The organism is Mesorhizobium sp. M7A.F.Ca.US.008.03.1.1, assembly GCF_003997495.1.
In the GTDB taxonomy this organism is placed as follows: domain Bacteria; phylum Pseudomonadota; class Alphaproteobacteria; order Rhizobiales; family Rhizobiaceae; genus Mesorhizobium.
This window is the reverse complement of record NZ_RZRU01000004.1, coordinates 250143-263262: the sequence shown is the minus strand read 5'-3', so window position 1 is coordinate 263262 and position 13120 is coordinate 250143. Positions and strand designations below refer to the sequence as shown.

Genomic DNA, 13120 nt, shown 5'->3' with positions numbered 1-13120 from the left:
GAGCTATTCACTCTTGCTCTCCTGCCAGACGCCCTTGGCCTTGAGGCCGTCCGCAACCTCCTTGGGCATGTAGCGCTCATCATGCTTGGCCAGCACGCTATCGGCAACAAAAACCCCGTCCGGGCCGAAAGTACCCTCGGTGATGACGCCCTGCTCTTCGCGGAAAAGGTCGGGCAGGATGCCGGTGTAGGTGACCTTGACCGATTTGTGCGTGTCGGTCACGGAAAAGCCCACGGTGGCCCCCTGCCCGCGCTGGATCGTGCCTTTTTCGACCAATCCACCCAACCGGATGCGCTGGCCAGGCTGGACACTGGCGGTGGTGAGATCGGCCGGCATATAGAAATAGGAGGCCTTCTGGCCAAGCGCGTAAAAAGTCAGCCCGGTCGCGGCACCCAGGAAGACCAGCCCGCCCGCGATCACCGACAATCGTTTCTGCTTGCGCGTCATGTCTTGTTCTACTCCGTCGCCGCAAGCCCAAGCGAAGCGGCAAAGGCGGTGAATTTCTTTGCCTGGTCACTGTCGGCTCCAAAGACGGCAATGGCGCGACCGAGCGCCTCACGCGCCTGATCGGCCTTGCCGAGCACGACATAGGAACGAACCAGCCGCATCCATCCCTCCGGGTCGCGCGGATTTTGCCGCAGTTTGTCGTCGAGGCCGGCGACCATCGTATTGATCATGGTCTCCCGATCCTGCGGCGACATCGAGGATGCGGCGTCGACATCGCCAGCATCGGGACCGTTGGTGGCGCCGCCGGAGGCGACGTCGGAGCTTCCGGATTTGGCGAGCGCCTGCTCGACGGCACCGCGCCATGGCGAGTCCGGCGGCAATCTGCCCAGCATCGCCTGCCATGCCGTGGTCGCTTCCTTGGCGCGCCCCTCCTGCGCCAGCGCCATGGCCAGGTAGAAACTCGCCTTCGCATTGGCCGGATCGAGCTTCAGGGCTGCCTCGAAAGCATCCTGGGCATCGGCCGAGACAATGCCGCCTGCCGCGCTGGCGATCGCTTCGCCGAGACCGGCCTGGCGAACGGCGCTGTCGCCATCGAGCCGAATGGCGTTGCGATAGGCTCCCGCCGCGTCGGAAAAGCGCTGCATGCGCAGATAGACCGGTGCGAGCACGTCCCAGCCCCTGCCGTCGGCAGGATTGGCGGCCAGGTGGGCTTCGGCCCGCGCCACCAGTTCGTCGACCGAACTGTCGGCGGGATTCTTGGCCAACCGCTCGCTGAGCGGTTGCGACGGCAGGTCGGGAGAGCCAAGCTTGACATAGAGCCCCCAACTGACCAGCGGCACCGCCAGCACGGCTATGGTTGCCACCAGCCTTGCCGTGACCGACGCTCGGCCCGCGGTTGCGCCGCCGGCGGCACCCGCATTGTCAAGGCGAAGGATGCGGCGAGCGATCTCGGTGCGGGCCTCGGCGGCTTCTGCCGGCTGGATCAAGCCACGCGCGGCGTCGCGGTCGAGCTCGGACAACTGGTCGCGATAGACTTCGAGATCATGTTCGCCGCTCGACGACGCGCCCTTCACGCTGGCGGCCAGCGGCAGCAGCACCGCCAGGCTTGCACCCAGCGTGAGAATGGCGGCTATGACCCAGAACAGCATGGTTCTTCCAATAACGGCAGAGCTCTGCCGTGCCAACAGATGCATGCTGCGACGCTTTGACGACGCCAGCCGCCAATCATCGGCAGACGGTCGTCAGGTCAGCGGCGTCCAGCTGCCATCGGCGTTGCGGCAAGCGGTTCCGCGCGCCGTGACTCCGGCGCCGCCGGAAAACACCGTCTGCGTGTACTGGCGGCAGTCCTGCGAACCGACGCGATAGGGCTGGGCCGGAACCACCTCGCCGTAGCGCGAAGCCTGGGCGCCCTTCCACGTCACCTTCTGGCCGCTGGTCGTGTATTCCAGCGCTTTGTACTCAGCCTCGAGCGCGCTGCGCTTCTCGGTCTCGCTGAGACCGTTGCCGATCGCCCCGCTGATGAGGCCGCCGCCCATCGCCGAAATGATCGTCGTGGTCACCTTGCCGCTGGAAGGAGGTGTCGAGGCCGGTGTCGCTGCCACGGTTGGACCCTTGCCGCTCAAGGTGGTGCAGCCGGAAACAGCCAGCAATGCGGAAACAAGAGCGACGCGAATCTTCATGCCAACAACCGGTTTTCTTGAGTTGGAGCCTGCCATGGATGCGCCGGGGGCCGCGTCATCGAGAAGTCGGCGTGGCCATAGTATTGATATTTGTCGGAAATTTGGCCGCTGGCCGCTGCGGGACCAATGGACATGCCGCCAATAACATCTCCCGTCCCTCTATGTCGATTGGCTCTGGTGAACATCACTGAAGGCTCCGCAATCGCACCACCGCCTTCAATCCGCCCATACCGGATCGTTCGAGCGCCAGAACGCCTCCATACTCGTTGACGAGGTCTGCGACAATGGCCAGGCCCAGACCTGTTCCGGGCTTTGTCTCGTCCAGACGCCGTCCGCGCTTCAGCGCCTCGCGCGCCTTGTCCTCGGGAATGCCCGGACCGTCATCCTCTATGCCGATCTCGAACAGGCCGGCCGGGTCGTCCTTGCCGGTCAAGGGCACGACCGAGACCTGCACCGCGCTCTTTGCCCATTTCATCGCGTTTTCAAGGAGATTGCCCAGCAGTTCCTCAAGGTCCTCGCGCTCGCCGGCGAAGACGATCTCGGCCGCCGGCAGCGACAGCGACAGATTTGTCTGCGGATTGAGCTTCTGCAGAACCCGCACCATGCGCTGCACCAGCGGCGTCACCGGCGTGCGGTAGACGACGCTGTCGCGTTGCGCCGCGACACGGGCGCGCTGGAGATAGTGCTCGACCTGCTTCTGCATGGAAGCGGCCTGTTCGGCGATCAGCTGTCCTTTGGCGCCGCCAAGCGCCCGGCCCTCGTTGAGCAGTACCGCCAGCGGCGTCTTCAGCGAATGGGCGAGATTGCCGACCTGGGTTCGAGACCGCTCGACGATGCGCCTGTTGTTTTCGATCAACGCATTGGTTTCGTTGGCAAGCGGTTCGATCTCGGCCGGGAAGCGGCCGTCGAGCCTCTGGGCGGTGCCCTCACGCACCATGGCGAGCGCGTTCCTGACCCGGCGCAGCGGCTGCAGGCCGAGCAGGATGGCGATCGCGTTGATGGCGATCATGCCGACGCCAAACAGGCTGAGATAGGTCAGCAGGCGGCGCTGAAAGGTAGCGATTTCCTGTTCGAGCTCGCTCTGGTTGCCCATGACGCGGAAACGCGCGGCCCGGTTCTTGGCGTCGAGAACGAATTCGCTCTCGAACACTTCGAGTTGCTCGCCGTCGATGCCATCGGCCGCGTAGCTGCGCTGGAAGCTGGCGTTGAACGGCACCTCGGCAACGCTCGGTGATGGGATCGTCGTGGTCATCGAGGACGAGTGGAGATCGCCATGCACGCCCTCCGAAGCAGGCTCAACCGACCAGTACCAGCCTGAATTCGGCTCCGAGAACCGAAGGTCGCCGAGATCTGGCGCGCCCGTCAGCGCACCGCTGTCGGAGATGCCGATCGAACCGATGAGGTTGAACAGATGCGCCGAAAGCAGGCTGTCGAAGCCGCGCTCGCTGGCCTGGCGGTATAGGGTGGTGATCAAGGTGAAGATGACAACGAGCGTCACGATCGCCCAGACCGTGGAAAAGGCGATGACGCGGAACGTCAGCGAACGCGGCCACAAACGCAGCGAAAGCGGCGTCCTTGCGGTTGGTTTGAGCGGTTCCGAGTTACGCCTCCGGCTCACGCATGCGGTAGCCCATGCCGCGCACGGTTTCGATCATGTCGATGCCCATCTTCTTGCGCAGCCGCCCGACAAACACCTCGATGGTGTTGGAATCGCGGTCGAAATCCTGATCGTAGAGATGCTCGACCAGTTCGGTCCGCGAGACGACCTCGCCCATATGGTGCATCAGATAGGCAAGCAGGCGGAATTCGTGCGACGTCAGTTTCAGCGGCACGCCGCCGACATCGGCCTTGGAGGCCTTGGTGTCGAGGCGCAGCGGCCCGCAGGTCAGTTCGGACGACGCATGGCCGGCAGCGCGCCGGATCAGAGCCCGTAACCTTGCCAGCACCTCCTCGATGTGGAACGGCTTGGTGACGTAGTCATCGGCGCCTGCATCGATGCCGGAGACCTTGTCGCTCCAGCGGTCGCGCGCCGTCAGGATCAGCACCGGCATCTTGCGGCCGCCGCGTCGCCAGCGCTCGACCACGCTGATGCCGTCCATCTGCGGCAGGCCGATATCGAGCACGACGGCGTCATAGGGTTCTGTGTCGCCGAGGAAATGGCCTTCCTCGCCGTCGAAGGCGCGGTCGACGACGTAGCCGGCATCGACCAGCGCATCCGATATCTGCCGATTGAGATCCTTGTCATCTTCGACGACGAGTACACGCATGCGGAGTTCGATACCTGTTGAGAGCTTTGTCAGATTGAAGACTGGGGCAGATATAGGCCGATTCCGGCGGCCTGGGAAACGTAGCCTAAGGTTGATTGGATCAGTTCAGAGGAACGACGATTTCGGAACGGCGCGGACGTTGTCCGTCCTTGCCCGGAACGAGCACGACGATGACACAGACAGGCTGACCGCCGCGCGTCGATTGGGAGGCCTTGGCCAGCGTTCCGCCATTCTGCTCGGCCACCTGTTGGCCGATGGCGTAGCAATCGGACGCCGCCAGTACGATCGGACTGGCCAGCTCGGGCGGCGCGATGACCGGCATCGCCATCGCCTGCGACGCGAACAGCCCGGCAGCACAAAGCGCCAGTGTCGCGGTTCGGAAGTGGGAACGAAGCGTTTTCATGACCGGCGTTGTAACGCATCGGTGCTGAACGTGAAATGAACGGTGAACGCCGCTGAAAACATCCTCGCCACACCCCTGCAACGCGAGACAGTCAACCTGGAATTTCACCACCTCGAACAGGTGAAATCCCGCGAAAGTCCAATCTAGACTCCGTTTTGGCTATATTGAAAGCGGATCAGGCATTTTCCTGCGTTATCGCGCGAAAACGCAGCAGCCCGTGATGCACGAGCAGATCCTCGTCGTGGCGGGCTTCGGCAAATTCCAGCGACAGCCGTGTCTGGCCGCGAGGGCCGATCACCAATGCTGCGTCGGCAAGGCGCGCCTGGATGGCGGCCATGATGGCCAGCGTTTCGGCGTCGCCATGGGCTTTCGACCAGACATGCAGCGTAATCAACTGATCGTCGGTGTTCTCGGTGCCCGTATCCCAGTCAAAAGCGGAGGTATGGCCCCAGGTCACGTACGGAAAAGCGGCATTGTCGGTTGGCCGTTCGAGCAATCCAGCGCCGCCCAGCAAGGCCGACAGCGATGCATCGCTTTTCAGCCTGAGAAACAGTGCCTGCTGTAAATCGCCTGGCGCGGTCATCGTTTTCCTCCAGTTCTTGCGCTGCCGACTATTGCTTTTCGGAAGCCTGTCCGCGCTTTGCGTGTTCTGACAGATATAGCCATTCGACGCGCGGAGGCGATGGCGATTCGTCATCGGAAGGATGGATGCCGATGATCTCGAAAGGGCGACTTTGCCAACGCCATCGTCGGCGGGCACCGCGCCGTGAACATGGACTCTCGATTCCTGGTCACATATTCTCGCTCCATACAGCGTCGCATGACGCGATGTTTCCTTGCCGGTTTTGATCCACGAAGCAATTTCGGAAGCTGATGATGCTCGATGCAGAAGAGACCAGGGCCGCGTCGCGGTTGTTGGTAGGCCACTGGGACAAGGGCACCCGTCTCGACGCCATACCCGAGAAGTTGCGCCCACAAACACGGCTCGAAGGCTACGCCATCCAGTCGCATGTCATGGATCGCCCGGTGGCCCCACTTTTCGGCTGGAAGATTGCCGCGACCAGTCTGGCCGGACAAAGGCACATCAACGTCGACGGCCCGATGGCCGGACGTCTCCTGGCCGAAAAAGCGGTGGAGGTCGGCGGGACCGTTTCCCTGGCGACGAGCAAGATGCGCGTGGCCGAGATCGAGTTCGCTTTCCGTTTCGGCAGCCTTCTGCCGCCTCGTCCGGCACCCTATGAAATCGCCGAGGTGATGGAAGCCGTGGCGACCTTGCACCCGGCGATCGAAATTCCGGACTCGCGCTATGACGATTTCTGCGCCGTCGGGGCGCCGCAGCTCATTGCGGACAATGCCTGCGCCAATCTGTTTGTCATCGGCGAGGCGGCAGAAGACGACTGGCGCGACGTGGATCTTGCAAAGCACCCTGTGGCCGCGTCCGTGTCCGGAAGGTCGCAACATAGCGGATCGGGAGCAGCCGTATTGGGCGATCCTCGCATCGCGCTTACCTGGATTGTCAATGAACTATCGGGGCTGGGCATAGCACTCCAGCCGGGACAGGTGGTGATTACGGGAACCTGCGTGACGCCGATAGGCGTCGAGGCCGGCGACGAAGTCACCGGCGATCTAGGCAGGTTTGGCCGTGTCTCCGTGCGGTTTGTCTAGGCTCCGCGCTGCCTGGCAACGAAACTGCGCACCGCCAGCACCAGCACGGTGATGATGATCAGGATCACCGACAGGGCAGCGATCGCCGGGTCGATGTTGTCGCGCAAGCCCATCCACATCAGCCGGGGCAGCGTGATGGCGTTGACCGAAGTGATAAACAAAGTGACCCCTATTTCTTCCCAGGACAGGACGAAGGAGAGCAGTGCGGCGGTAACGATACCGAACTTGATGTTGGGCATGATGATGCGGGTGGCGCGCTCCCAGACCGTGGCACCTAGCCCGCGTGCGGCAAGGTCGATGCGGCGGTCGAGCTGGCTGAGCGAGACCAGCATCAGCACGGTGGCGAAAGGGACGGTCATCACCGAATGGGCCATGGCGACGCCCAGCCAGGTGTCGTAGCCGAAGAACGCGCTGAAGCCCGAGATCGAGGTTAAAAGGAAGTAGAGCGTGATCGCCGAGACCACCGGCGGCACCACCATCGGCAGCAGCACGAAGCCGACGAGTGCCGCAGTGAAGCGCGGCTGAAACATCCAGACGCCGAGGCTGAAGCACAGTGCCAGTACCGTAGAAAAAGCGCTGCTGACGACACCGATGCGGATCGAGAGCAGGATCGATTGGAGCCAGCGCGGGTCCTCGATCAGCGCCCGGTAGTGGCGCAGCGACAGTTCGCCCGACGGCATCGCCAGCATGCGGCTCGGCGTCAGCGACACCGGGATGACGGCGAGCAGCGGCATCAGCAGGAACAATGCCACGAAGGCGGCGATGATCAGCGAAACGGGACCAGGGCGATAGGTCGGCATCAGATCAACTGCTTTGGTCTGACATAACGGAACAAAAGCGCCATCAGCGCACCGACGAACAGCACCAGCACGACGCTGATCGCTGCACCCAAGCCCCAGTCCGGGCTCTGGAATATCCTGAGATAGATCAACTCGGCAATCATGACGCTGCGGCCGCCGCCGAGGATCGCCGGCGTGACGAAGAAGCCGAGCGAGAAGACGAACACGATCATCGCCGCGCCGATGATGCCGGAGCGCGTCATCGGCACGAACACCGTCCAGAAGGTGCGCATGCGGCTGGAGCCGAGCCCGCGCGCCGCCAGGAGCACGCGGTCGTCGAGGCTGCGCATGGCCGATGCCAGCGGGAAGACGGCGAAGGGAATGAGGAAATGCGTCATGCCGACGATGACGCCGAATTCGTTGCGCACCAGCGCCAACGGTTCGGAAATGAAGCCGATCGCCTGCAGCCAGGTGTTGATCAGGCCGCGGTTGGACAACAACGCCACCCAGCCGAAGGCACGGGTCAGCACGGAAATCCAGAAGGGAACGAGAATGCAGAACTCGGCGATCAGGCGCTGTGCCGGGGTTCCACGCACCCAGACGACGGTGATGGCGTAGGCAGCGGCCACCGAAACCACGGTGACGACCGCGGCGATGCGCAGCGTGCGAATGAAGACCGACTGCACCAGATCATCGGTGAGTAGCGCCTCATACTGGCCGAGCCCCGGCGTCGGCAGCGTAAAGCTCCATTTGACGACGCCGAGGAACGGCCAGGCATAGGCCAGGACAAGAAACAGGAGCAGCGGCGCCATCAACAGCGCCGCGCCCATCCTGTCGGAGAGATAGGATCTCATGTCGACCCGACTATCCCAGCCCTGGTCAGGCCGAGATGATCTTGGTGTATTCGTCGAGCGCCGGCCCGTAGTTCTTGGCGTACCAGTCCATGTCGAGCGCGATCTGCTTTTTCATGTTCTCGGGATCGACCGGGTTGATGCGCTTCTTGTCGGCCGGGATCAGCGCGTCTGCCGCCGGGTTTGCAGGACCTTGGCCGAGCTTGTCGAACATGACCAACTGCTTTTCAGGGTCCTGGGCGCTGGCGATGAACTTCATCGCCGCGTCCTTGCCGCCGGGGTTGTTCTTGAGCACGGCCAGCGCGCCGGGCGAGATCAGGCCCTGGTCCCAGATGAACTTGATCTTGCCGCCCGAATCCTGCTCGATCAGTGAAGCGCGGGTCGACCAGACGATCGCCATCGAGGCCTCGCCGTTGAGCAGCACGCTCTGGCTTTCGGCGCCGCCACCCCAATAGGCAACGACATTTTCCTTGAAGGCGGCGATCTTGTCATGGGCGCGCTTGAGGTCGAGCGGGTAGAGCGACGCAGGCGCGATGCCGTCGGCCAGCAGCGCCGCTTCCCAGCTCGATACGCCCCATTTGTAGAGCGAGCGCTTGCCGGGGAATTTCTTCACGTCGAAGAAATCGGCCATGCCGGTCGGCGCGTCCTTGCCGTACTTCTCGGAATCATAGGCGATGACATAGGAGAAGAAATAGGTCGAGGCGGCGTATTCCCAGCCAAAGCCGGGCCGCATCTTCTTCTTGTCGACGATGTTGTAATCGATCGGCTCGAGAGCCCCTTGGGCGCCGAGCGTGATGGCCGAGAAGGGGTCTACGTCGACGAGATCCCAGGTCGGCGCGCCGCTCTTGAACTGCGCGGCGATGGCGCCTTCGGTCGGACCCGAACCGTCCATCTTGACGGTGATGCCGGTGTCCTTGGTGAAGGCCTGGCCATAGGCCGCATCGTAGGCGGTGATGGCATCGCCGCCCCAGTTGACCAGCACCAGTTCCTTGGCCTGCGCAAAGGCACCGGTCGAGCGCAGCAGCATCGGCGTGCCGGCCAGCACGAGTGCCGCCAGCTGCGTGAACTGCCGGCGCGAGATTTCGCCGCGACCCGCCCTGGCGGACAGGCTCTCGATGGCTTGTTTCTTGGTGTCGTTTGTCATGTCAGTTCCCCTTTTTTTGTCATTGATAGTACCGGAAAGCGGTATGCGCGTGTCTCCACACCGTTCGTCATTGTCCTCCATGCGGAAGGAGGAAACCCTTTTCCGCCGGCCAGGTGAGCCAGACGGAATTGCCCTTGCTAAGGGCGGCGGCGGCCACCTCGTTGGGCACCGAGACCGTGACCTTGGCGCCTTGCCGTGTCGTCAGGTCGAGCCGCGTTGCCGCGCCGAGATAGGTGGAGTTTGTCGCTGTCGCAGCGATGCCGTTTTCGCCGGCTGCCGCCTCGCCTGATATCGACATGTATTCAGGCCGGATCGCCAGGATTGCATCTCCGCGCACCGCCTCGGCCTTGCAGCGCATGGAGACCGTGCGGTCTTCGCAGAGGCCGGTCGAGCCATTGCCGGCGGGCTCGACGCCCTTCAGCGGCAGCATGTTGATCTCGCCGAGAAACTCGGCGACGAAACGGTTGTCCGGCCGGTCGTAGACCTCGTCGGGCGCTCCGACCTGCAGCAGTTTGCCGTGGTTGAAGATGGCGACGCGCGACGACAGCGCCAGTGCCTCGCTCTGGTCATGGGTGACGAAGACGAAGGTGGTGCCGGTCTCCTGGTGCAGCCGCTTCATTTCGGCCTGCATCTGGCCGCGCAGGCCCTTGTCCAGCGCCGAGAACGGCTCATCGAGCAACAGTACGCCCGGTTCGAACACCAGCGCGCGGGCCAGCGCCACGCGCTGCTGCTGGCCGCCCGACAGTTGCGCCGGTAGTTTTTTCTCGTGGCCCTTGAGGCCGACGCGCTCGATCATCTCGCCGACGCGGCGCTTGATGTCGGCGGCCGATTTCTTGCGCACCTTGAGTGGGAAGGCGATGTTGGCTTCGACGCTCATATGCGGAAACAGCGCGTAGCCCTGGAACACCATGCCGGCGGCGCGTTGCTCTGCCGGTCGGTCGGTGATGTCGACGCCGTCGCTGAACAGCTTGCCCTCGGTCGGCGGCACGAAGCCGGCAAGGATCATCAGGAAGGTGGTCTTGCCCGAACCGGACGGCCCGAGCAGGGTCAGGAACTCGCCACGACCGATATCGAGCGACAGATTGTCCAGCGCACGGAACGAGCCGAAGCTCTTGCCGATCCCGATTGCCTTGATCTCTGCGGCACGGCCGGGTTGCTGCATACTGCCCTTTCCCTAACGCTTGTCGAAATCGTAGGCAGGGTGCCGGCTCACCGCAACCGAATAGTTTTCGCGTGATCGGCAAATTCCATTCATCTATGGCGAGAGGCCGCCGCCCTGCCCTCAATATGGCAGAATGCGGTTCTCCAGGAGTTTCGACCGCAGCCATCCCGCGAACGCTTCCAGCACCGGATGCGAAACCTTGGCGTGTTCGGAGACCAGGAAATAGGAGCGCGGCGACTTGATCGCGATATCGAACGGCCTGACCAGCCGGCCCTCGCTCAGAGCCCGACGGCTGGTCAGTTCGTCGCCCATGGCGATGCCCTGGCCGGCAATCGCCGCCGAAAAGACAAGGTTCATGTCCGAAAAGAAGATGCCGCCCTCGATATCGGGGTTTTCCACCTTGGACAGCGCCAGCCAGCGCGCCCAATCCTCGGTGTCATCGAGATGCAGCAGGTTGGCGCGCAGCACGTCGGACGGCCGGGAGAAACCGCCGATCTTGTTGAGCAGCGTCGGGCTGCAGAGCGGCGTAAACGAGATTTCGCAGAGCGGTTCGACCGCCCGGTTCGGCCAATTGCCGACCCCAAACGCAATGAAGGCATCGGCATCGGCGTTGCTGACATCGTCGAGCCGGCGCGGCGTCAGGATGCGCAGCGCCACGTCAGGATACATCTGCCGGAACTCGCCGATATGGGTGCACAGGAACAGCGAGGCGAAGCCGGGCGTGCAGCTGACGGCGAACGAACCGCCGACGCCGGTGCCGGCATCGCGCGTCACCGCATCGCCAAGAACGGTGAGCGCCTTGCGCACGTCGCTGGCGTAGCGCTGGCCGCGCGGCGTCAGCGCCACGCCCTTGCCGATGCGTTCGAGCAGGTCGAAGCCGAGGTCGCGCTCCAGCAGGCGAAGCTGATGGCTGACAGCGCTGCGGGTCAGGTGCAACTCGTCGGCGGCGCGCCAGACGCTGCCGTGCCGGGCGAAGCTGTCGAGCGCGCGCAGCGCTTGTGTCGATGGTATGCGCAAGGAGCCTCAGGTGAACCGAATTTGCACGAACCGGGAAAACATATCACTTTTTAGCGAACCGCTTCACTGCTTTCTTCTCATGCCATGGAGAAACCGGTGGCCACCTCGGCGCAAGCAACCGCCCTTGCCTGTCTCGACGGCATCCAGCCGTTGTTGTCCGCGTGGACACGCACCATCTTCGATTTCGGCGAGACCGCGTGGCGGGAGTATCAATCCGCCGCCTGGTATGTCGAGCGACTGAAACTCGAAGGCTTTTCCGTCGAAGAAGGTTCCGGCGGCATGCCGACCGCCTTCTGCGCGCATTGGACCAACGGCCCCGGCCCGACCATCGGCATGTACGCCGAATACGACGCGGTCCCGGGCAATTGCCAGGATGCCGCTACGGTCGAGCGTCCGCGCCGGGGACTTGGCCACCAGGCCGGCGGCCACACCGACCCGCATTCCGGGCTGGGCATTTCGAGCCTCGGCGGGCTGCTGGCGACCAAGGCGGCGATGCAGCGCCACGGCATATCCGGCACGCTGCGCTTCACCGGCGAGCCGGCGGAAAAGGTGCGCGGGTCGAAGCCGATCCATGCCGCCAAGGGTTATTATGACGGCCTTGCCGGCATGATCTCCTTCCATCCGTTCTACATGATGCCGCTCTGCAACACGGCGCGCTGGGACACGCATTGCGGCGCGGCCTACGCGATGATCTATCGCTTCATCTGCGACCAACCGGAGCGCTGGGCGCTGGCTCCGGGTGCCGCACCCATTCCGCAAGCACATTCGGCGGCGCGCGCCCCCGGCGCCAACGACGCATTGATGATGATGTACATGGCCTCCAAGGCTCTGCGCGATTCCATGCTGCCGCACCAGGGCGGCTGGTCGATCAGCGAGGCGATCCTGACTGCCGGCCAGGCGACCGCCGACAATTTGCCGGCGGGGTTGGCCGAGATCCAGTACATGATCCGCGTGCCGACGCTTGCCATGGCCGAGCGGGTCACCGCGGTGCTCGACCGCAATGCCGAGGCGGCGGCAGCGATGAGTGGTTGCCGCATCGAGCGGCATTGGGTGTCGAAGTCACGACCGGGACTTGCCAATCATGCGATGGCCGAGATCGCCTATGAAGCACTGTCGACGGTCGGGCCGCCGCGCTGGGACGAAGACGCCAAAGCCGTCGCGCGCGAAATACAGGTCAATGCCGGGCGCTTGGCGAGCGACGAGCCGTTTATCGAAGAGCTGGAGCGCCTGATCGAGCCGCAGGCAGCGGAAGCGATCCTGCGCCGCGACCTGCCGCCCTCGCAGGTCAATTCGACCTCCGACGATTACACCGACATGAGTTGGCATACGCCGACGGCGCGCTTCTATGTCGCCCGCCCGGCGCTGCGTTCGGAAACCGGCTACCCCTATCCGTCATGGGCAATGAATGCGTTGGGCGGTATTCCCGCCACCATCGACCCGATGGTGGCTTGCGCCTCCCGCACGATTGCGCTCGCCGCCCTTCGCCTGCTGGAAGACCAGACCGCCCGCGATGCGGCGATGAATGAATTCGTCGCTCGCACCGGCGGCGGAATCGGCGGCTCTAACTGGATCGCCCCGCTCTGCGATTACGAACCACCCATCCATTTCCGTTGGCCGGAATATGTCACCACCCCGCGCGGACGGGACTGGTGGATACCGAGCATTCCCCAAGCCAAATGACCGCTGATCTGATCACAAGGAGCATC

General features: G+C 63.6%; 14 protein-coding genes. 2 read left to right on the top strand and 12 right to left on the bottom strand.

What is annotated here, in order from left to right; all coding sequences use genetic code 11:
• Positions 1–3: 3 nt before the first annotated feature.
• The 7 genes from ccmE to EOA16_RS09195 form a co-directional block, all read right to left on the bottom strand.
• Complete coding sequence (gene ccmE, locus EOA16_RS09225; protein WP_127257301.1) at positions 4–447, bottom strand: cytochrome c maturation protein CcmE; 444 nt, start codon at positions 445–447, stop codon at positions 4–6.
• Between the two features lie 8 nt (positions 448–455).
• Positions 456–1595, bottom strand: a complete 1140-nt coding sequence (gene ccmI, locus EOA16_RS09220; RefSeq protein WP_127257300.1) for a c-type cytochrome biogenesis protein CcmI — start codon at positions 1593–1595, stop codon at positions 456–458.
• Between the two features lie 93 nt (positions 1596–1688).
• Positions 1689–2126 (bottom strand): hypothetical protein, encoded by a 438-nt coding sequence (locus EOA16_RS09215; RefSeq protein WP_013532637.1) that lies wholly within the window; start codon positions 2124–2126, stop codon positions 1689–1691.
• A 184-nt stretch (positions 2127–2310) separates the two neighbouring features.
• Positions 2311–3744: an ATP-binding protein gene (locus tag EOA16_RS09210; RefSeq protein ID WP_127257298.1), complete on the bottom strand. Its 1434-nt coding sequence runs from the start codon at positions 3742–3744 to the stop codon at positions 2311–2313.
• Positions 3728–4393 carry a response regulator transcription factor gene (locus tag EOA16_RS09205; protein ID WP_013532639.1) on the bottom strand — a complete coding sequence of 222 codons (666 nt, stop codon included), beginning with the start codon at positions 4391–4393 and terminating at the stop codon, positions 3728–3730. Before EOA16_RS09205 ends, EOA16_RS09210 begins: the two co-directional genes overlap by 17 nt.
• Before the next feature lie 100 nt (positions 4394–4493).
• A complete protein-coding gene (locus EOA16_RS09200) occupies positions 4494–4796 on the bottom strand; it encodes a hypothetical protein (RefSeq protein ID WP_127257297.1) in 303 nt (100 codons plus the stop codon).
• Between the two features lie 175 nt (positions 4797–4971).
• On the bottom strand, positions 4972–5556 hold the full coding sequence (locus EOA16_RS09195; protein ID WP_245455891.1) for a DUF3168 domain-containing protein: 585 nt from the start codon (positions 5554–5556) through the stop codon (positions 4972–4974).
• 116 nt (positions 5557–5672) lie between these two features.
• Between EOA16_RS09195 and EOA16_RS09190 the strand changes: the two genes are divergently transcribed.
• Positions 5673–6461 carry a fumarylacetoacetate hydrolase family protein gene (locus tag EOA16_RS09190; RefSeq protein ID WP_127257295.1) on the top strand — a complete coding sequence of 263 codons (789 nt, stop codon included), beginning with the start codon at positions 5673–5675 and terminating at the stop codon, positions 6459–6461.
• Here the strand turns inward: EOA16_RS09190 and EOA16_RS09185 are convergent.
• The 5 genes from EOA16_RS09185 to EOA16_RS09165 all read right to left on the bottom strand — a co-directional run bounded on the left by EOA16_RS09185 (position 6458) and on the right by EOA16_RS09165 (position 11414).
• Positions 6458–7261: an ABC transporter permease gene (locus EOA16_RS09185; protein WP_027162976.1), complete on the bottom strand. Its 804-nt coding sequence runs from the start codon at positions 7259–7261 to the stop codon at positions 6458–6460. The genes EOA16_RS09190 and EOA16_RS09185 overlap by 4 nt on opposite strands.
• Positions 7261–8094, bottom strand: coding sequence for an ABC transporter permease (locus EOA16_RS09180; protein WP_013532644.1), 834 nt, complete (start codon positions 8092–8094; stop codon positions 7261–7263). The genes EOA16_RS09185 and EOA16_RS09180 overlap by 1 nt, the downstream gene beginning before the upstream one ends.
• Positions 8095–8119: 25 nt before the next feature.
• Entirely contained in the window at positions 8120–9235 is a 1116-nt protein-coding gene (locus EOA16_RS09175; protein WP_127257293.1) for an ABC transporter substrate-binding protein, read from the bottom strand.
• 67 nt (positions 9236–9302) lie between these two features.
• Positions 9303–10397, bottom strand: coding sequence for an ABC transporter ATP-binding protein (locus EOA16_RS09170; RefSeq protein WP_127257292.1), 1095 nt, complete (start codon positions 10395–10397; stop codon positions 9303–9305).
• Between the two features lie 120 nt (positions 10398–10517).
• On the bottom strand, positions 10518–11414 hold the full coding sequence (locus EOA16_RS09165) for a LysR substrate-binding domain-containing protein (protein WP_127257290.1): 897 nt from the start codon (positions 11412–11414) through the stop codon (positions 10518–10520).
• 84 nt (positions 11415–11498) lie between these two features.
• Between EOA16_RS09165 and EOA16_RS09160 the strand changes: the two genes are divergently transcribed.
• The gene (locus tag EOA16_RS09160) at positions 11499–13094 is read left to right on the top strand and encodes an amidohydrolase (RefSeq protein ID WP_164754184.1); all 1596 of its coding nucleotides are present in this window, start codon (positions 11499–11501) and stop codon (positions 13092–13094) included.
• Positions 13095–13120: the final 26 nt, after the last annotated feature.

What these genes read in the sequence shown, in the direction of transcription:
- ccmE (WP_127257301.1), bottom strand. Translation starts at nt 447, where the DNA reads ATGACGCGCAAGCAGAAACGATTGTCGGTGATCGCGGGCGGGCTGGTC.
- ccmI (WP_127257300.1), bottom strand. Translation starts at nt 1,595, where the DNA reads ATGCTGTTCTGGGTCATAGCCGCCATTCTCACGCTGGGTGCAAGCCTG.
- EOA16_RS09215 (WP_013532637.1), bottom strand. Translation starts at nt 2,126, where the DNA reads ATGAAGATTCGCGTCGCTCTTGTTTCCGCATTGCTGGCTGTTTCCGGC.
- EOA16_RS09205 (WP_013532639.1), bottom strand. Translation starts at nt 4,393, where the DNA reads ATGCGTGTACTCGTCGTCGAAGATGACAAGGATCTCAATCGGCAGATA.
- EOA16_RS09200 (WP_127257297.1), bottom strand. Translation starts at nt 4,796, where the DNA reads ATGAAAACGCTTCGTTCCCACTTCCGAACCGCGACACTGGCGCTTTGT.
- EOA16_RS09190 (WP_127257295.1), top strand. Translation starts at nt 5,673, where the DNA reads ATGCTCGATGCAGAAGAGACCAGGGCCGCGTCGCGGTTGTTGGTAGGC.
- EOA16_RS09185 (WP_027162976.1), bottom strand. Translation starts at nt 7,261, where the DNA reads ATGCCGACCTATCGCCCTGGTCCCGTTTCGCTGATCATCGCCGCCTTC.
- EOA16_RS09180 (WP_013532644.1), bottom strand. Translation starts at nt 8,094, where the DNA reads ATGAGATCCTATCTCTCCGACAGGATGGGCGCGGCGCTGTTGATGGCG.
- EOA16_RS09175 (WP_127257293.1), bottom strand. Translation starts at nt 9,235, where the DNA reads ATGACAAACGACACCAAGAAACAAGCCATCGAGAGCCTGTCCGCCAGG.
- EOA16_RS09170 (WP_127257292.1), bottom strand. Translation starts at nt 10,397, where the DNA reads ATGCAGCAACCCGGCCGTGCCGCAGAGATCAAGGCAATCGGGATCGGC.
- EOA16_RS09160 (WP_164754184.1), top strand. Translation starts at nt 11,499, where the DNA reads ATGGAGAAACCGGTGGCCACCTCGGCGCAAGCAACCGCCCTTGCCTGT.